Source organism: Janibacter sp. CoH_79_TC_3 (assembly GCF_058197955.1).
This window is the reverse complement of sequence record NZ_JBXWIV010000011.1, coordinates 44,129-62,844: the sequence shown is the minus strand read 5'-3', so window position 1 is coordinate 62,844 and position 18,716 is coordinate 44,129. Positions and strand designations below refer to the sequence as shown.

Sequence of the window (18,716 nt, the reverse complement as noted above, 5' to 3'; positions counted from 1 at the left end):
TATGACACAAAAGATTCTACATTTAGGCCCATGTGATAAATTCATACCACCATTTATCGAGTTGATTAAAGATGATTTTGAATTTAATGACCATCTGTTTTTACTAACTAACTCAATGTCAGAAAATGAACTGATTAACCACTCAAATGTTAAGTTATCAGGTAAAGGTAAGCTTTCGAAAGTCAAGCATTATGCTTTGGTCATAAAAAAAATGAAACAGGCAGATAAAATAATTTTGCATAGCTTATTTGACATTAGAATTATTCAAATTCTATTTTTTTTACCTTGGTTACTAAAGAAATGTTATTGGGTTATGTGGGGTGGTGATTTATATAGCTACCAGCTAGGCAGGCGTAATAAATCTTGGTATAAGAATGAGTTTTTTCGTCGCTCAGTTATAAAAAATATGGGTCATCTATTGACTTATATTCAAGGAGATGTGGATTTAGCTAGAAAGTGGTATGGAGCTACAGGGGAATATCATGAATGTTTGATGTATCTAAGCAATACTTATAAAGCTTTGGATATTCCAAACATTCAAAGCAGTACTATAAATATTCAGATTGGTAATTCTGCAGATCCCTCAAATAACCATATTGAGATATTGGATAAGCTATTGCCTTTTAAAGATGAAAATATACGGATATACACTCCCTTATCTTATAGTAATAAAGAGCATGCTAAAGAGGTTATATCTACAGGCAAAAAGTTATTTGGCGATAAATTCATAGCTTTGACTGATTTTATGCCATTTGAAGAGTATTTGAAGTTTTTAGGTAGTATTGATATTGCTATCTTTAATCATAAAAGACAACAAGCCATGGGAAATACGATTACCTTACTTGGGTTAGGAAAAACGGTATTTATACGTAGTGATACTACGCAATGGCAGTTATTTAAAGATAAAAATATTGAAGTGCTAAATACTCTGAATTTTGAGCTCAACTATATTAAAGATTTAGAAAAGAATATAAAAAACACAGCAGACTACTTTTCTAAAGAAACCCTAATTGAACAATACAAGCTTCTATTTAAATGAAAAAAATAGGTTTATATCTACTCGGTGAAAAAGCATATAGAGTTTTAGAAGAGATTCTAAATACGTTTAGCAATGAAGTAATTGCATTTGTCGTTTTGGCAAAAGATAAGAATATTTATAAAGATTTTTATGATGAGACTCTGAGTCTATGCGAAGAAAATAGTATAAATTACTACCATAAAAATGATAACTACTATAATGATTCAATAACTTGCTTTGCAATAGGTTGGAGATGGATTATCAATAGTGATAACCTTATAGTTTTTCATGACTCTATTCTGCCTAAATATAGAGGTTTTTCTCCACTCGTAAATATGCTAATAAGTGGTGAAAAAACTTTAGGTGTTACTGCTTTGAAAGCTGTGTCGGAGTATGATAAAGGTCCAATTATCTCTCAAAGATCTATTCAAATTAATTACCCTATCAAGATTCAGGAAGCTATTAGTATAATCTCTCCATTATATGCGTCTCTTGCAATAGAAATAATAGCTAAGATAGCTAAAGGTATAGACTTGCCCCTTCAATATCAAAATGAAGCAGATGCTAGTTATAGCTTATGGAGGAATGAAGATGACTATCAAATTAATTGGAATTCATCGTCTGATAAAATTCAGCGCTTTGTCGATTCTGTAGGGTATCCTTTTAAGGGTGCAAGTACGTATCTAAACGAGGTTAAGATTAGGCTAACAGATGTTAGTCTATATCCTGATGTTGAGGTTCAGTCTCGTGAAGATCATATTGGAAAAATTATATTTATGGAAGAAGGCTTACCGGTTGTTGTTTGTGGAAGAGGTTTAATTAAAATAAACTCTATGGTTGACGACTTGAGGAAACAACCAGTTATTAACGTCTCATTTAGAAGTCGCTTACAATATAAAGGCAATTAATAATGATCGTATTTAATAAACCTCCCTATACGGGTAATGAAGACCAGTACGTATTACAAGCGATTCGTAGTGATAAAATGTCCGGTGATGGACCTTTTACTCAACGCTGTCATACTTGGTTCGAATCGAATCTACCTTGTAAAAAAGCGCTACTGACGCCTTCATGTACTGCAGCCTTAGAAATGGCTGCAATTTTGGTTGATATTCAGCCAGGTGACGAAGTTATTATGCCAAGCTATACCTTCGTTAGTACGGCTAATGCTTTTGTATTACGTGGTGCAAAAATAGTCTTTGTAGATATCCGTCTAGATACGATGAATATTGACGAATCAAAAATTGAAGCTGCTATTACTGAAAAGACCAAAGCCATTGTACCTGTCCATTATGCCGGAATCAGCTGTGAAATGGATACCATAATGGATATTGCACAGCGCCATAACTTATGCGTCATTGAGGATGCCGCTCAAGGTGTGATGAGTGCTTATAAAGGTAAAGCTTTAGGTACTATCGGCCATTTGGGCTGTTTCAGCTTCCATGAAACAAAAAACTATACTAGTGGCGGTGAAGGCGGTTTATTAATTATAAATGATGATAAGTTCAAGGAACGTGCAGAGGTCATCCGAGAAAAAGGCACTAACCGTAGTCAGTTTTTCCGAGGTATGGTAGATAAGTACTCATGGGTAGATATTGGTAGTAGTTATTTACCTAGTGACATTCAAGCAGCCTATTTATGGGGTCAACTGGAAAAGGTCGATGAAATAAATAATAACCGGTTAGCTTCTTGGTCATATTACTATGAGCAGCTGCAACCTCTTCAAACGGCTGGCAAGATACTGTTACCTGGTGTACCCGATGCCTGTGTGCACAATGCTCATATGTTTTATATAAAAGTTCAAGATATAGAAGTTAGAACTCAGTTAATTAAGCACCTGAAAAACAACGATATTATGGCTGTATTCCATTACATCCCTCTGCATAGCTCAGTGGCTGGAAAGAATCTGGGCACATTCTATGGTGAAGATGAATTTACAACTGCAGAAAGTGAAAGATTGGTCAGACTGCCTACGTGGTATGGTCTTAGTGAAAATGAGCAAGTTAAAGTTATTAATTCAATATTTGAGTTCTACGCGTGACTCCTAAAAAAATAGCAGCATTTGCACTTGGTCCAGTTGCAGGGGCTGCCTTAGGTTTTATCACTTTACCACTTGTCACTTGGTTTTTCTCTCAAGAAGATGTTGGTCGAATGGCGATGCTTCAGGTTGCTATCAGCTTTTGCACCTTGCTATTTACTTTAGGGCTGGATCAAGCTTATGTAAGGGAATTCCACGAAGCTAAAAGTCAACCTGCTCTTTTTAAAATGGCTTTTTTACCTGGTTTTTTGCTCCTCAGCATAATCATTACTGTTTTGCTAATGTCTGGCAATACCATATCATTATATCTATTTGAAATAGACAGTCGCTTATTGAGTGTTCTAGTGGCAGTGGCGATATTAGCATCTTTTTCATCACGCTTCTTGTCGTTGATATTACGTATGAAAGAGCAAGGCCTTGCTTATTCAATGAGCCAAGTATTACCTAAGCTTTTTTTGATATTGATTATTGGAGGATATGTTTTATTCGCTGCTAATAAAAGTATAACTAATCTTGTATTAGCAAACGTAGCTGCCATATTGTTCATATCTATAATTTATACTTGGAATACTCGTAAAGAATGGCTTTTAAGTATAAAAGAAAAAGTTGATTATCGATATTTAAAAGAATTGCTTAAATTTGGTACACCACTTATATTTGGTGGACTTGCTTTTTGGGGCCTTACTGCTACAGATAAAGTACTACTGAAAGAGTTATCAGATTTTGAGCAGTTAGGGTTATACTCTGTAGCAGTGAGCTTCGCTGCAGCGGCTACTATATTTCAAAGCGTATTTTCTACAGTTTGGGCACCTACAGTTTATAAATGGGCTGCAGCTGGTGAAGGCTTAGACAAAATATATAAAGTTAATCGCTATGTATTATTAATCGTTATTATTTTATTTTGCTTGGCTGGTTTGTTTTCTTGGGTAATCACCTTTATTTTACCTGATAATTACAATGCGGTTCAGTGGATTTTAATATCGTGCTTAGGCTTCCCTTTACTCTATACATTGTCAGAAACGACGGTAGTGGGTTTAGGTATTACTCGCCGATCAGGGCTCTCTATGTTAGCAGCACTCATAGCCTTTCTATTCAATTTATTTGGTAACTGGTGGTTAATACCCACTTGGGGTGCTACAGGTGCTGCAGTGAGTACATGTGTATCATTCTGGTTCTTTTTCTTTTTTAGAACAGAATTTGCCATCCATGTATGGAAACCTATCCCCCGGCTATCTTTATACACTTATACCATTTTATTAGTTATAGGGGCAGTAATAAGTAGCATGTATGGAGAAAAACATACCATTAAAATGATGATTTTTTGGCTAGCTATTCTATGCAGCATATTTTTTGTATTTAGAGACGAAATGAACGAGATTAAAAACTGGCTATTTATAAAAGTAAAGAATAGATATGAAATTATTGTTAATAAATAAATTTTATATTCATTCAAGTATTAATTGGTTCTTAAAATTAGGTACATTATGAAAATAGCAGTAGCAGGTACAGGTTATGTCGGCTTATCAAATGCATTGTTGTTAGCTCAGCATCACGACGTTATCGCTGTAGACATTATTCCTGAAAAAATCGATTTATTGAACGCCAAACAATCACCAATTGAAGATATTAAAGTAACAGATTTTTTGACTAATAAGTCGCTTAAGTTTTATGCCACATTAGATGCACCCCTTGCTTATACTGATGCCGATTTTGTCATCATTGCGACGCCCACAGATTATGATGCTAAAACTAACTATTTTAATACTAAAAGTGTTGAATCCGTTATTAGACAGGTTTTGGCTATCAATTCGCAAGCAGTAATGGTAATAAAATCAACAGTACCTGTAGGCTATACAGAAGCGCTCAGACAGGAGCTAGGAACAGACAATATAATATTCTCGCCTGAATTCTTACGTGAAGGTAAGGCCTTACATGATAATCTTTACCCCTCACGTATTATAGTGGGTGAGCAGTCAGAACGAGCACAAACATTCGCTAATTTGCTGTTAGAAGGCGCTGTAAAAAAAGATGTTCCTATATTATTTACTAACTCAACAGAAGCTGAAGCTATTAAGCTGTTTTCTAACACCTACTTGGCTATGCGGGTTGCTTATTTTAATGAGTTAGACACTTATGCTCAGACTTTTGGTTTAGATACTAAGCAGATCATTGAGGGAGTGAGTCTAGACCCGCGCATTGGTGCTCACTATAATAATCCTTCATTTGGTTATGGTGGTTATTGTTTACCCAAAGACACTAAACAATTACTAGCAAATTATGATGAAGTGCCTAGTAATCTGATTAAAGCGATTGTTGATTCTAATCGAACTCGTAAAGATTTTATTGCCGATTCGATCATCGCAAGACGGCCAAAAACAGTAGGTATTTATCGTTTGGTTATGAAATCAGGCTCTGATAACTTCCGTGCCTCTGCGGTGCAGGGTATTATGAAGCGTATCAAAGCCAAAGGTATAGAAGTGATAGTATATGAGCCAGTATTGGAAGAGACACACTTCTATAATTCTGAGGTGATAACAGACTTGGATAGCTTTAAAGCAAAGAGTGATATAATAGTCGCCAACCGCTTAGTTGATGAGATAGCTGATGTGACAGATAAAGTGTTTACACGAGATCTGTTTGGTGGAGACAGTTAAATTGATGTTTTGGAATATAGTAAGAGTACACTTTCAATCTATTAGATAAAGGGCTAGGTATAACCAAAGATGATAGATAATTCAAATAGTAAAGAGAGTTCACCACTGGTGACGGTATATATGCCAACCTACAACAGAGTTGAACTCTTGCAGCGTGCTGTGGATTCAGTTCTACAGCAGGATTATAAGAATATAGAGCTTATAGTAGTAGATGATAATTCAACGGATGGTACTCATGAATACCTAGCTAAAATGGATAAAGAAGACTCTCGATTTAGATATTTTGTAAACGAGAGAAACTCAGGTGCTTGTGTTAGTCGCAACAAAGCAATTTTTTCAGCGAATGGTGAATTTATTACTGGGATAGATGATGATGATTATTTTCTCCCAAGTCGCATATCAAGCTTTATAAAAGATTGGGATAATATAGCGGATGATGGTATAGCGTTATATTCCAATGCTTTCGTAAAAATAAAAGACGATGATTTGAAAAAAATAAAGAAAATAGAATGCTGTAGTCAGTCAGATTTAATATGTGCAAATTGGATAGGTAACCAAGTTTTTACTAAAACTAGTAGTTTACAAGATATAGGTGGATTCGATGTAGGTTTTCCCGCATGGCAAGATCTCGATTGTTGGTATAGATTACTTAGTATAAAAAAATCAAAAGCTTATTTATCCGAAGGGTATAGTTACATAGTAGATGCTAGTCATCCACATGAGCGAATTACTTCAGGAAAAGTCTCGTCAATATATAAGGCATACGATTATTTTTGTAAAAATCATAAGTTAAAATTTAATCAAAAAAAGATAATGGCGTTACAGCTCTTACCATACACAGAAGAGTTACCTGAAACAACTTCTCTTATTAGAAGTATTATATACTTACCGAAAATATATAATATGAGAAGGTCACTTTCAATTTATTCAAAGCCTAAAGCAAAAAAACTGATTAGAAGAAAGTAGCTAATATCTAAATTGAAGTTATAAAGTTTAGAGTTACATATTAATATACAATACTGAGACTTGCCTAATGCCTTATTTAATTTTTCTCTTTTCACTATTACAACCCATATACGCATTGGTGTTTGCGATAAATGAAAGTATTAAGAAAAAATCAGGTCATCTTAGTTTGTTTTGTATCGCTTTAGCGTTTGCCACCTTTGCATTTGCAATAACTCCTCCTATAGAATATGATTTATACAGACATTATGAACGTATAGATATCTTAAAAGAACTACCTTTCAGTAAGATTCTTGAATTCGAAAAGATAGGATATGTGCTTTTTGATATTTATGCCTGGATCATCAGCTTTTTAGGGTTACCAAAACAAGCTTTTACTTTTAGTATCGTGCTTATTGCATATCTTTTGATACTCTCAATATTTAATGATATTAAATGTAGATATCTACAGAACTCTAGTTCAATATACATATTACTTTCATTAATCATAATTTGGTTAAGTATACCATTTGTCGGTTTATCAAGTGGTATAAGGAATTCATTCGCTACTGTACTGGTTGTTTATTTTAGTTACAATTTAATATTCTATAAGAAGCTCGCATATTTTCTATTAGGATCTATAATTGCATTCCTAACTCATCCTTTCGCGCTAGTAGCATCCATAATTGTACTTTTATCATATAAGTTCAGTCGATTCTCCTCTAGGTCGAAAATACTTATATATATTGGCTTTCTGTTATCCCTAAGTTCTAAACTTATAGAAATTAGTATCGGGTATCTCGTATCTTTTGTTGATGATTTTGATTTCTTTAATGATGTATATTTCGATAAAGATGGTGAGTTTGGAAGTGGTTTAATAGATTCTAAGTCATTATATGGAATCATAGCTACCATAATATTACCTAAAATACCTTTATACTTAGCACAATTTTATCTTCTCACATTAAAGCCTAAAAACAATGATACTATGTACTTTTTGCTTTGTGTTTTATCATTGTTTTTAGGTATTTTTCAGTCGTTATATGTAGTAATTGGTAGAATGTCTGATTTTTTCATATTGATTTTTTCTATATATCTAATACTTTGGCAAGTTAATTCAAAAATACGTTTTGATAGATTTTTTTTATTGTTGTATTTTATTTCCTTAGTTTCATATTCACTTGCAAGTATATATGATGCTAGATTTTTCTTATTTGATAATTTTAATGTATTCTTTAAGCCTTTGCTATTTATACTATTCGATTTATCTTAATTATTAAATAGACTAATTTATCATTAATTCATAAAAGTTAGGATAAAACTTCAGAGATGCAAATCGTTATTTATTTAATATCTATTCTATAGCCAAACCCATTTAAAAGTGTTATAAACTAATCATCAAACCCAATTATTATCATAAAGACCATGACTTACTCACTAGATTTCCGTAGAAAAGTTCTTAAAAGCTTAGACGAGGATATGACCTTTGCTGGGGCGGCTGAGTTCTATAATCTCAGCCCAACCACCATACAAAACTGGAAGAGACGTGTTCATAGCAAAACAACCAGGCAAACCAAACCCTATAAAATACCAGATGACGTGCTACTTAATGATGTCAAAGAACATCCTGATGATTACCAGTATGAGTGAGCACGTCGTTTAAACTGTAGTAAAACAGGCATTTATCATGCCTTAAAGCGCCTAGGCATCAGTCAAAAAAAAGACCTTAGAACATCCAAAAGCATGTCCGATCAAAAGAGCGGTGTATCAAAGAAAGCTTGATCGCTTTATGCAGCAAGGCTATCCCATTGTCTATATGGATGAAAGCGGCTTTGAGCATGAGACTATTCGCTCTCATGGTTACGTGCCTATTGGTAAGCCTTGTATCGATAGCTACAACTGGCAAGCAAAAAAGCGAACTAACGTTATTGGTGCTCTGTATGAAAAGATGTTGTTTGCGCTTGATTACTTTGAGACAAATATGAACAGCAACACGTTCTATCACTGGTGCAAGTTCACACTTATTCCAAGCCTTAAAACCAAATGCGTGATTGTGATGGATATGAGCGAGGATAAAGCAAAGCACTGCTTTGCCCGAGTGCAAGACGAGAGCTATGCTCGAGTGACCAGATTTCATAAGAGCAAACGCATTCAAAAGCTACTAAACAGGCACGGGCATCGTATTCTTTGGTTACCGCCGTACAGTCCTGATTTAAACCCTATCGAGAAGAAATGGGCTCAAGTGAAGTTTCTACGCCAAGGTTGGAGGCAAAATGATTTATCCAAATTGTTTTATGATATTTGTCCTAGCCATAACAGTTTTATTTTGAACTGACTCTATTAAGATCCGCTGTATCTTTTTTATATTGAATTCACTATATTAAGATCCGCTGTATCTTTTTTATATTGAATTCACTATATATACTCGTTTATTTTTTGCAAGGTTTATATTTAGTCGTTAAGGTTTATAAGTGATTATGAAAAACATATTAATAATTATTCCAAATTTAAATAGTTCAGGTGGTACTGAAAGAGCAGCAAGTAATATTGCCAACATGCTTTTATCTGATTATCAAGTTACTATACTGTCTCTTACAAAACAGTTGGGTAAGAGTTTCTATTACATTAATCCACAAGTAAAAATTATCTATGAAGATATTAATCAGGAGTCTGATTATGCTTTTAAAAAGATTAAATGGAGTTATAAGTTTTATAGAACAATAAGTAAAATAATTAAAAATTATGATATAGATGTGGTTATTGGTCTTACTCATAACGTAAACAGTATTATATCTATGTTAAATAGGAAGAATATTAAAACTATTGGTTGTGAGCATATTGATTACAAGACAATCCCTAAGAGTTCTAGATTAATAATTAAAAAAACCTATCCAAAACTCAATGCTTTAATTGTGCTTTCTAGACAGGCATGCAAAGCGGTTGAGTACCTAAATGATAATATAGTCATAATACCTAATTCTCTACCTTTTGAAAGCAATACAGTGTCAAAACTGACCAATTCAAAAATTTTAATGGTAGGTAGATTGTCTAAAGAAAAAGGTTATGAACGTGTTATACCATTATCAAAACACTTGTTAAAAAAATATCCAACATGGAGTATCCATATCTTTGGAGATGGTGAAATACGCGACGAGTTAAAAAAATTGATTATTAAAGACAGTTTACACAATATAAAATTAAATAATCCCGTTGAGAATATACAAGCGGAATATCTAAATGCTTCGATTTTTTTATCTACGTCATACAATGAAGCCCTACCAATGGTTTTTTTAGAAGCTATGAGTTGTGGGCTTCCTGTTATCAGTTATAAAAACCAAGGTACAGATGCGTTAATAGATAATAATATAGATGGTATTGCTGTTGAGTCTAATAATGAACTGATTGTTAATATGGATAGATTAATTGACAATATTGAACTAAGAACAAGTTTAGGAGCGAATGGTAAGATAAAATCCTTAGAGTTTACTACTCATAAGATTAAAAAGAAATGGTTGAACTTATTGAGTCAACTATAGTCATAAATAAACCATATCAATGATATTAGTTTCATAAAAATATTTATACTGAAACTTACAGAGGATATAAAATTGAAAATTCTTACTTTCACTAACTTTTACTTACCTGGCTACAAAGGTGGAGGTCCTATAAAAACTATAAAGAACTTAGTTGGTCAGACCAGTGACTCACTATCCTACAAAGTAGTTACTCTTGATAGAGACTTAGGTGATGCTTCTGCTTATACTAATATTAACCTTAATAGTTGGAATGATTTAGGATATTCACAAGTATTTTACAGTCAAATGGGATTTGGTGGTATCAAACAAATATTTAGATTATTAACTAAAGAAAATTACGATATAGTTTATTTAAATAGTTTTTTCTCGCCAAAATTTTCTTTTTTCCCCCTCTTGTTTAGTAAGATGTTAAAAAAACAAGTGATATTGGGGCCAAGAGGTGAGTTTTCAGAAGGAGCACTGAGTCTTAAAGCTCAAAAAAAGCTTATGTTTATTAGGCTATATAAGTTCTTACGTTTGCATCATGGAACCATTTTTCAAGCGTCAAGCGATTATGAGGCAGAGGATATTCGAAGAGTCTTAGGCCGAGAAGTAGATATTTATATTGCGGAGGATATCGGGACACAGGAATTTACGGAAGCTTTACCTGTTCGTACTAGCAACATACTTAAAGCTGTTTTTGTTTCTCGTATATCACCAAAGAAGAATGTTTTGGCAGCACTAAAAATGTTACGGGAAGTTAAGAAACCTATGTCTTATCATATTTATGGTCCAGTTGAAGATAATGATTATTGGGACAAATGTAAGGCTGTCATTGAAACTCTTCCTTCTCATGTTAAAGTTGAATATAAAGGTGAATTACTACCTGAAGAAGTGATCAATATTCTATCTTTATATGACCTATTTTTTATGCCTACTAAAGGGGAAAATTATGGGCACGTTATTGCTGAAGCACTATGTGCAGGCTTACCGCTACTCATTGCGGATACTACACCATGGCGTAATCTTCAGGAACAAGGAATTGGCTGGGATTTATCACTAACTAATCCAGAAGCATTCAGTAAAGTTATTGATGAGTTAGCAATAATGTCCTCTGAAGAGTATCATCACATGCGGGAAACAGTATTGGCATGGGCTAAAAATAAATTTAATCAACGCGATGCGATTGACGCTAACATCGCTATGTTTAAATATGCAGCTAATAAATAGATTTAATAAAAAGGTATTTTAATGTTTAAAGATAAAACACTTCTCATTACAGGCGGCACAGGCTCATTCGGTAATGCTGTCCTCCGCCGTTTTCTTAATTCAGATATCGCTGAGATCCGTATCTTTAGTCGTGACGAAAAAAAGCAAGATGATATGCGTAAAAAGTACGCCAATACCAAACTAAAGTTTTACATTGGCGATGTAAGAGATTACCAAAGCATTTTAAATGCCACGCGTAGTGTTGATTTTATTTATCATGCCGCTGCACTCAAACAAGTACCATCTTGTGAGTTTTATCCTATAGAAGCAGTGAAAACTAACATATTAGGTACTGAAAATGTCCTTGAAGCAGCTATTCAGAATCAAGTGAAGCGCATCGTTTGTCTGAGTACAGACAAAGCGGTTTACCCTATAAATGCTATGGGAATCTCAAAAGCAATGATGGAGAAAGTCATCGTTGCAAAATCTAGAAATGTACCTGAAGGTACAACTATTTGTGCGACACGCTATGGTAATGTCATGGCGTCACGAGGTTCCGTTATCCCTCTTTTTGTAGAGCAAGTGTTAAAGGGTCAGCCCATTTCTATCACTGACCCAGCTATGACACGCTTCATGATGACGTTAGATGATGCGGTAGATCTAGTCTTACATGCGTTTAAGCATGGTAGTAACGGCGATATTTTTGTACAGAAAGCCCCTGCAGCGACTATTCAGGTTCTAGCCCAAGCTGTGGTTAATCTAATGAATCAAGAAAGCTATCCGATTAACGTTATTGGTACTCGTCATGGAGAGAAACTTTTTGAAGCGTTGTGCAGCCGCGAAGAGATGTTAGTAGCTAAAGATCAAGGCCAATACTACCGTATTCCTGCAGATAACCGAGATCTAAATTATGAGAAGTATTTTGAAGAAGGCTCGAAGGAATTATCAGGTGTAGAAGATTATAACTCTCATAATACTGAAAGATTAGATATCAACAGTATGAAAGAATTATTACTCAAGCTTGAGTTTATGCAAAAGATTGCAGCAGGCGAGAAGGTACAGGCTGATGAGTAAAAAAATATTAATATTAGGTGCAAATGGTATGCTCGGTGGTAGCTTGCATCGTTACTTTACCGATACGGAGAATAGCGTTGTAGGTACAGTACGTTCTAACTCCACGCTTAAACAACTCGCTGATATGGGTTTCGAGAATATTATTAGTGGTATCGATGTAACAGATTACAAAGTATTAGAGAACACTATTTTTGAATTAAATCCTGATTATGTGTTTAACTGTGTTGGTTTAATTAAACAGTTATCTCAGTCAAAGCTACCAGTGCCTGCTATTGAAATCAATAGTCTTTTACCGCATAAGCTTGCTGAAATATGTACGAAATATGATAGTCGATTAGTACACTTTTCAACTGATTGCGTATTTAGTGGTAGTACGGGCGGTTACATAGAAAGCTCATTACCTGATGCAACAGATATTTATGGCCGATCTAAACTGTTGGGAGAAGTTTCTTACGATAAGCATCTTACGCTACGTACTTCAATCATCGGACACGAATTAAATTCAAATGTAAGTTTAGTTGATTGGTTTTTAAGTCAAACTGATACCGTAAAAGGCTTTTCAAACGCAATTTTTTCAGGACTGCCAACATGTTACGTCGCAGAGTTTTTAGATAAATATGTGATTTGTGATCCAAATTTATCAGGCATGTACCATTTAAGTTCAGAGCCTATTGATAAATATAGTTTGCTGTTATTGATAAAAAATAAATATAACATTGCATTAGAAGTGATTGACTATCCAAATTTTACAATTGACAGAAGTCTTAATTCAGATAGTTTACGAGAGTTAATAAACTTTCAACCTCCTACATGGCCTGACCTAATTGAGAAAATGAATTATGAGTTTACTAGACACTTCAAATAGAAATAAAAAGATGAAAGTAATGACGGTGGTTGGTACACGTCCTGAGCTAATTAGATTATCTTTAATTATTAAAAAATTAGATTCTTCTTGTGAACATATACTTGTTCATACGGGTCAGAATTATGATTTTGAATTGAATGAGGTGTTTTTTACTGATTTAAATATCCGAAAACCTGATTTTTTTCTAAATGCGGCTGGTAAAACAAGTGCTGAAACTATTGGTAATGTAATTATTTCGATTGATAAAGTATTAGAAGAAGTTAAGCCGGATGCTCTCTTAGTATTGGGTGATACTAATAGTGGTATGTCTATAATGCCTGCTAAGCGCCGTAAGATTCCGACGTTCCATATGGAAGCTGGTAACCGCTGTTTTGATCAGCGTGTACCTGAAGAGATTAATAGACGAATTATTGATCATATGTCAGATGTAAATATGACATACAGCTCTATTGCTCGTGAGTATCTTTTGCGTGAAGGTCTGCCTGCAGATTTAATTATTAAAACAGGAAGCCCAATGTTTGAAGTGTTGAATTATTATCGTGATGGTATTGAACAGTCAGATGTATTATCGCGCTTAGGCTTAGAAGAAGGTAAATTCTTTATCGTCAGTGTTCATCGTGAAGAAAATATCGATTCGGATAAAAACTTTCTAAAATTAGTTGATGTGCTGAATACGGTGGCTGCACATTATGAATATCCAGTCATTGTCTCCACTCATCCGCGTACACAAAAGCGTTTAGATGCTATGAGTATCAAGTTCAATGCTAATATACGCTTGTTGAAGCCAATGGGATTTAAAGATTATAACAAGTTACAGATAACTGCTAAAGCGGCATTGTCTGACAGTGGTACTATTAGTGAAGAGTCATCTATCCTTAACTTCCCAGCTTTAAACTTACGCGAAGCACATGAACGTCCAGAAGGTGTAGAAGAAGCTGCAGTGATGATGGTTGGGGTAGAAGCCGATCGTGTTATACAATGTTTGCAAGTGCTTGAAAGCCAGGAAAGAGGTTGTGAGCGTACCTTGCGTTTAGTAGATGACTATAGCATGCCGAATGTATCAGATAAGGTAGTTCGTATAATTCATAGCTATCGTGATTATGTGATGCGTACAGTCTGGAAACAATATTAATTTGGGGTTTTTATGAGTAAATTAATTATGGTTTCTGAGTTTATTTCAGCTAGCGATAATTCTACGGGATATTTTTGGTCTAGCCTAATAAGGAAATTATCCACCGAATTTTCTGAATGTATTGTTATATCACCAGATATCATTAATAATTGTGATAGTGTCTTTTCTGTTAAAGTAAAGAGTATGAATTATGATAAAAATAAGATAGTTAACAGAGTTATTTTTCAAACATTACAATCTTTACAATTTACTTTTAAAATATTAATGCATGCTAGAAAAGAAGATACAGTTATTGTTGGAACAAATCCAACAATGCTATTATTTTTTTTACCTATGTTAAAAAGAGCTATAGGTTTTAATTGGGTTTTACTTGTCTATGATATTATACCCGAAAATTTAGTTCCAGCAGGTATAATTAAAAAAGAGAGTGTTAGTTTTAAACTGTTAAATAAGTATTTTTCATTCGTTTATTCTTGCCCAGATAAAGTTATTTCTATAGGCTCCGATATGCGTGATCTAATAGTTAAAAAGTGTAATATAGAACCCTCTAAAATTGATATTATACAAAACTGGGTTAATCATAATGATGTAAAATTAATAAAAAGAGAAAAAAACTCAGTATTTAAAAAAATGAATTTTAAAGAAAGTGATTTTGTCTTTACTTTTTTTGGTAACTTGGGTCGTGTCCAGGGGATACCTAATATTCTGGAGGCATCTAAGCATATTGTTAACGATAATATTAAAATATTATTCATAGGTGATGGATATTTTAAAGAAGAGTTGACTCAGTTTGTCAATAACAATATTAGAGATAATGTTTTTTATTATGGTTCTATTCCGCAGGAACAAAAAGATCAAGGCTTGTCAGCTGGTGACGTGGCATTAGTCACACTGGCTGATGGAATGTTGGGGTTAGGCGTGCCTAGCAAGTCTTATTTTAGTATGGCGGCAGATAAACCTATCCTTTCTGTAATGGATGAAAATGCAGAAGTGTCGATGATGGTTAGGAAACATAATATTGGTTGGTTATGCCCTCCTAACACTCCTAAGGAACTAGCTAAATGTTTTGATAATATTTATTCAGAAAGATATTTAAAAAAACAACAAAAGCCTAGGAAGGTTTTAGTGGACTTTTACTCTGAAGAAGTGGCTTTAGAAAAATTTGTAACTTCTATTAGGCACGTTCATAAAAGTAGATAAAGGCTTATGATGGATGAGAAACACCTTTAAACTGCATGATTGGTTCCTTTCTGATTGATTTATAGCTTCTTATCGTTATTTAGTAGATGTAATATAGCTATTGCTTTTATTCGTATCGTTGGTAGTGAAAACGTTATGCAGCTTTGTATATAACAGACATAACTGCTAAGACCGAGTCTTTACAAGGTATTGACTTGGTAATTGATTTCCCTTCCAATATGTCTATTTAGGGTGCAGTATTAGCATAAACTGGATTCTGGATAACTAATGTGTATGGTGACTTAGCTTAAGTATAAAAAAATCTTGCAATTTATTTCGGTTTGAAAATATTATCAAGGTTAGAGGCTAGCTTTTAGTATTCAATGGTTTTTTTGATTTAGCGTAGCTTACTAAAACTCTCTATATACAATAGAAGCAGTTCGTAAAGCACCGGTATGTAATCAGGTAAGTTTAATATTCAAAAAAATAGCTTATCAACCAGATATAATAATTATCAAGTTTAGTTTATCTCAGTAGATATTATAGCCAAACCCATTTAAAAGTGTTATAAACTAATCATCAAACCCAATTGTTATCATAAATACTATGACTTACTCACTAGATTTTCGCAAACAAGTACTAAAAAGCTTAGACGAGGGCATGACCTTTGCCGAGGCGGCTGAGTTCTATAATCTCAGCCCAACCACCATACAGAACTGGAAGAGACGTGTTCATAGCAAAAATACCAGGCAAACCAAACCCTATAGAATACCAGATGACGTGCTACTTAATAATGTCAAAGAACATCCTGATGATTACCAGTATGAGCGAGCTAGTCGCTTAAACTGTAGTAAAACAGGCATTTATCATGCCTTAAAGCGCTTAGGCATCAGTCAAAAAAAAGACCTTAGAGCACCCAAAAGCATGTCTGATCAAAAGAGCGGCGTATCAAAGAAAGCTTGATCGCTTTATGCAGCAAGGCTATCCCATTGTCTATATGGATGAAAGCGGCTTTGAGCAAGAGACTATTCGCTCTCATGGTTACGCGCCTATTGGTAAACCTTGTATCGATCGCTACAACTGGCAAGCAAAAAAGCGAACTAACGTTATTGGTGCTCTGTATAAAAAGATATTGTTTACGCTTGATTACTTTGAACAGAACATGAACAGCAACACGTTCTATCACTGGTGCAAACACAAGCTAATCCCAAGCCTTAAAACCAAATGCGTGATTGTGATGGATATGAGCGAGGATAAAGCAAAGCACTGCTTTGCCCGAGTGCAAGACGAGAGCTATGCTCGAGTGACAAGATTTCATAAGAGCAAACGCATTCAAAAGCTACTAAACAGGCACTGGCATCGTATTCTTTGGTTACCACCTTATAGCCCTGACCTAAACCCTATCGAGAAGAAATGGGCTCAAGTGAAGTTTCTACGCCAAGGTTGGATGCAAAGTGACTTATCCAAATTGTTTTATGATATTTGTCCAAGGCATAACAGTTTTATTTTGAACTGACTATAATTGATAAACCCCTAGATTGCCTAATAATAAATAAAATACTAAAAGTTGCACCTTCACTTTAAGCTTTTTTTAAAATAGATTCATTAAGGTTTTATAGTACTCCAATTTAAGAATAGGAAATTACATTTTGAAAAAAATACTGATAATAGGTAAAAACTCTTTTATTGGCAAGAGTTTTGCCGAGTTAATGAGCGACTATAGCGATAGATATGAAGTCGAAGCAATCAGTATCCGTGATGACTCTTGGAGAAATAAGAGTTTTCAAAATTTCAATGTCGTTCTTCATCTTGCGGCTGTCGTTCATCAGTCGGAAAAAGAAGTTAGCTATGACGTTTATGATAAAGTGAATCATCAGCTAGCCCTTGAGATAGCAGAGAAAGCTAAAAAAGATGGCGTAAATCAATTTGTTTTTCTTTCTACGATGAGTGTTTATGGGCTTACTAAAGGCCATATAACAGCGAATACGCCTATTAATCCTAAATCATTTTATGCTCAATCTAAAGCCTCAGCAGAACAATCTTTGGAGAAGCTAGGAACAATAGGCTATCAAGTTGCTATCATCAGACCACCAATTGTATACGGATGTAGTAATAAAGGTAACTATAATACTCTCCATAAATTTGCAGTATCTAGCCCTGTTTTCCCTGATATTAATAATAAAAGAAGTGCCATATACGTTGATAATCTGTGCGAGTTTCTGAGGATAGTGATGGAAAATAATTTAGAGGGGACACTGTTCCCTCAAAATAACGAGTATATGAGTACTTCAAAGACAGTTTCATTAATTGCTGAAGCTCACTCAAAAAAAATATATATGTCAAAGCTGCTAGGCTTAACTATTATACCTTTTATGTTTTCTCATACTATTCAGAAGGCATTTGGCAGCCTGACTTATGATCCAAGCATGCCAGGCGGACCAAATAATATAGAGTATAACAAAGTGTCTTTTGATGAATCTATCAGAAAAAGCTCTCAGTTTTCCAACACACTTTCAAGTCACAGTAAACCCTTAATTTGGCAAAGACCGTTGGATATAGCTTTTTCGGCAACTGGCTTAGTAGTAGCTTCACCGCTATTAATTGGCGCAACTGCTATTGGTTACTTGGATACAGGTTCACCTTTATTTATTCAAAAGCGTGTGGGTAAAGATCAGAAACCGTTTAAACTGATTAAGTTTCGCACTATGAAAGTGACGACAGAATCTGTAGCCAGTCATCTTGTGGATAAAACTTCGATTACTAAGCTTGGTAAGGTATTGCGCAAGACAAAGCTAGATGAATTGCCACAACTGCTAAACGTACTAAAAGGTGAGATGAGCTTGGTAGGTCCGAGACCCAATCTTTTTAATCAAAAAGACCTTATCGAGGCTAGAGATAAGGTTGGTGTTTACGAGGTCTTACCGGGTATCACGGGTCTGGCTCAATTAAGTGGTATAGACATGTCTACACCTGAACGCTTAGCTAAAAAAGACAAAGAAATGATTGATAATATGAGTCTTAAAAATTACTTTTCTTATATTATTGGTACTGCTTTAGGTAAAGGCAGTGGTGATGCAGTTAAATAAAGCT

General features: G+C 34.4%; 18 protein-coding genes. All 18 read left to right on the top strand.

The annotated features are described in order from the left end of the window. Position 1: 1 nt before the first annotated feature. The 18 genes from AC2FA3_RS10265 (at position 2) to AC2FA3_RS10180 (ending at position 18,712) form a co-directional block, all read left to right on the top strand. On the top strand, positions 2-1,039 hold the full coding sequence (locus tag AC2FA3_RS10265; RefSeq protein ID WP_490509473.1) for a TDP-N-acetylfucosamine:lipid II N-acetylfucosaminyltransferase: 1,038 nt from the start codon (positions 2-4) through the stop codon (positions 1,037-1,039). Next, positions 1,036-1,926: a formyltransferase family protein gene (locus AC2FA3_RS10260; protein ID WP_490509472.1), complete on the top strand. Its 891-nt coding sequence runs from the start codon at positions 1,036-1,038 to the stop codon at positions 1,924-1,926. The genes AC2FA3_RS10265 and AC2FA3_RS10260 overlap by 4 nt, the downstream gene beginning before the upstream one ends. 2 nt (positions 1,927-1,928) lie before the next feature. Next, positions 1,929-3,059, top strand: a complete 1,131-nt coding sequence (rffA, locus tag AC2FA3_RS10255) for a dTDP-4-amino-4,6-dideoxygalactose transaminase (RefSeq protein WP_490509471.1) — start codon at positions 1,929-1,931, stop codon at positions 3,057-3,059. Further along, positions 3,056-4,492, top strand: a complete 1,437-nt coding sequence (locus tag AC2FA3_RS10250; RefSeq protein WP_490509470.1) for a lipopolysaccharide biosynthesis protein — start codon at positions 3,056-3,058, stop codon at positions 4,490-4,492. The genes rffA and AC2FA3_RS10250 overlap by 4 nt, the downstream gene beginning before the upstream one ends. A gap of 48 nt (positions 4,493-4,540) precedes the next feature. Beyond that, positions 4,541-5,710, top strand: coding sequence for a nucleotide sugar dehydrogenase (locus AC2FA3_RS10245; RefSeq protein ID WP_490509469.1), 1,170 nt, complete (start codon positions 4,541-4,543; stop codon positions 5,708-5,710). 69 nt (positions 5,711-5,779) lie between these two features. After that, complete coding sequence (locus tag AC2FA3_RS10240; RefSeq protein ID WP_490509468.1) at positions 5,780-6,676, top strand: glycosyltransferase; 897 nt, start codon at positions 5,780-5,782, stop codon at positions 6,674-6,676. 67 nt (positions 6,677-6,743) lie between these two features. Then, positions 6,744-7,925 (top strand): EpsG family protein, encoded by a 1,182-nt coding sequence (locus tag AC2FA3_RS10235; RefSeq protein WP_490509467.1) that lies wholly within the window; start codon positions 6,744-6,746, stop codon positions 7,923-7,925. A 152-nt stretch (positions 7,926-8,077) separates the two neighbouring features. Beyond that, entirely contained in the window at positions 8,078-8,302 is a 225-nt protein-coding gene (locus AC2FA3_RS10230; protein ID WP_490509466.1) for an IS630 transposase-related protein, read from the top strand. 139 nt (positions 8,303-8,441) lie between these two features. Continuing rightward, positions 8,442-8,987, top strand: coding sequence for a transposase (locus AC2FA3_RS10225; RefSeq protein ID WP_490509465.1), 546 nt, complete (start codon positions 8,442-8,444; stop codon positions 8,985-8,987). A 142-nt stretch (positions 8,988-9,129) separates the two neighbouring features. Then, on the top strand, positions 9,130-10,188 hold the full coding sequence (locus AC2FA3_RS10220) for a glycosyltransferase (protein ID WP_490509464.1): 1,059 nt from the start codon (positions 9,130-9,132) through the stop codon (positions 10,186-10,188). 72 nt (positions 10,189-10,260) lie between these two features. Next, positions 10,261-11,397 (top strand): glycosyltransferase, encoded by a 1,137-nt coding sequence (locus tag AC2FA3_RS10215; RefSeq protein ID WP_490509463.1) that lies wholly within the window; start codon positions 10,261-10,263, stop codon positions 11,395-11,397. 21 nt (positions 11,398-11,418) lie between these two features. After that, a complete protein-coding gene (locus tag AC2FA3_RS10210) occupies positions 11,419-12,450 on the top strand; it encodes a polysaccharide biosynthesis protein (protein ID WP_490509462.1) in 1,032 nt (343 codons plus the stop codon). Beyond that, positions 12,443-13,315 carry a dTDP-4-dehydrorhamnose reductase family protein gene (locus tag AC2FA3_RS10205; RefSeq protein ID WP_490509461.1) on the top strand — a complete coding sequence of 291 codons (873 nt, stop codon included), beginning with the start codon at positions 12,443-12,445 and terminating at the stop codon, positions 13,313-13,315. Before AC2FA3_RS10210 ends, AC2FA3_RS10205 begins: the two co-directional genes overlap by 8 nt. Then, positions 13,290-14,447: a non-hydrolyzing UDP-N-acetylglucosamine 2-epimerase gene (gene wecB / locus AC2FA3_RS10200; protein ID WP_490509460.1), complete on the top strand. Its 1,158-nt coding sequence runs from the start codon at positions 13,290-13,292 to the stop codon at positions 14,445-14,447. The genes AC2FA3_RS10205 and wecB overlap by 26 nt, the downstream gene beginning before the upstream one ends. 12 nt (positions 14,448-14,459) lie before the next feature. Continuing rightward, on the top strand, positions 14,460-15,647 hold the full coding sequence (locus AC2FA3_RS10195; protein ID WP_490509459.1) for a glycosyltransferase family 4 protein: 1,188 nt from the start codon (positions 14,460-14,462) through the stop codon (positions 15,645-15,647). Positions 15,648-16,232: 585 nt separating this feature from the next. Continuing rightward, the gene (locus AC2FA3_RS10190; RefSeq protein ID WP_490509458.1) at positions 16,233-16,589 is read left to right on the top strand and encodes an IS630 transposase-related protein; all 357 of its coding nucleotides are present in this window, start codon (positions 16,233-16,235) and stop codon (positions 16,587-16,589) included. 7 nt (positions 16,590-16,596) lie between these two features. Next, positions 16,597-17,142, top strand: coding sequence for an IS630 family transposase (locus AC2FA3_RS10185; protein ID WP_490509457.1), 546 nt, complete (start codon positions 16,597-16,599; stop codon positions 17,140-17,142). Positions 17,143-17,275: 133 nt separating this feature from the next. Then, positions 17,276-18,712, top strand: a complete 1,437-nt coding sequence (locus AC2FA3_RS10180) for a sugar transferase (protein WP_490509456.1) — start codon at positions 17,276-17,278, stop codon at positions 18,710-18,712. The last annotated feature ends 4 nt before the right edge of the window (positions 18,713-18,716 follow it).

Excerpts from the sequence above, each read along its gene's own strand:
- AC2FA3_RS10220 (WP_490509464.1), top strand. The coding sequence starts at position 9,130 with ATGAAAAACATATTAATAATTATTCCAAATTTAAATAGTTCAGGTGGT.
- AC2FA3_RS10195 (WP_490509459.1), top strand. The coding sequence starts at position 14,460 with ATGAGTAAATTAATTATGGTTTCTGAGTTTATTTCAGCTAGCGATAAT.
- wecB (WP_490509460.1), top strand. The coding sequence starts at position 13,290 with ATGAGTTTACTAGACACTTCAAATAGAAATAAAAAGATGAAAGTAATG.
- AC2FA3_RS10235 (WP_490509467.1), top strand. The coding sequence starts at position 6,744 with ATGCCTTATTTAATTTTTCTCTTTTCACTATTACAACCCATATACGCA.
- rffA (WP_490509471.1), top strand. The coding sequence starts at position 1,929 with ATGATCGTATTTAATAAACCTCCCTATACGGGTAATGAAGACCAGTAC.
- AC2FA3_RS10225 (WP_490509465.1), top strand. The coding sequence starts at position 8,442 with ATGCAGCAAGGCTATCCCATTGTCTATATGGATGAAAGCGGCTTTGAG.
- AC2FA3_RS10230 (WP_490509466.1), top strand. The coding sequence starts at position 8,078 with ATGACTTACTCACTAGATTTCCGTAGAAAAGTTCTTAAAAGCTTAGAC.
- AC2FA3_RS10205 (WP_490509461.1), top strand. The coding sequence starts at position 12,443 with ATGAGTAAAAAAATATTAATATTAGGTGCAAATGGTATGCTCGGTGGT.
- AC2FA3_RS10245 (WP_490509469.1), top strand. The coding sequence starts at position 4,541 with ATGAAAATAGCAGTAGCAGGTACAGGTTATGTCGGCTTATCAAATGCA.
- AC2FA3_RS10260 (WP_490509472.1), top strand. The coding sequence starts at position 1,036 with ATGAAAAAAATAGGTTTATATCTACTCGGTGAAAAAGCATATAGAGTT.
- AC2FA3_RS10265 (WP_490509473.1), top strand. The coding sequence starts at position 2 with ATGACACAAAAGATTCTACATTTAGGCCCATGTGATAAATTCATACCA.
- AC2FA3_RS10190 (WP_490509458.1), top strand. The coding sequence starts at position 16,233 with ATGACTTACTCACTAGATTTTCGCAAACAAGTACTAAAAAGCTTAGAC.
- AC2FA3_RS10185 (WP_490509457.1), top strand. The coding sequence starts at position 16,597 with ATGCAGCAAGGCTATCCCATTGTCTATATGGATGAAAGCGGCTTTGAG.
- AC2FA3_RS10240 (WP_490509468.1), top strand. The coding sequence starts at position 5,780 with ATGATAGATAATTCAAATAGTAAAGAGAGTTCACCACTGGTGACGGTA.
- AC2FA3_RS10210 (WP_490509462.1), top strand. The coding sequence starts at position 11,419 with ATGTTTAAAGATAAAACACTTCTCATTACAGGCGGCACAGGCTCATTC.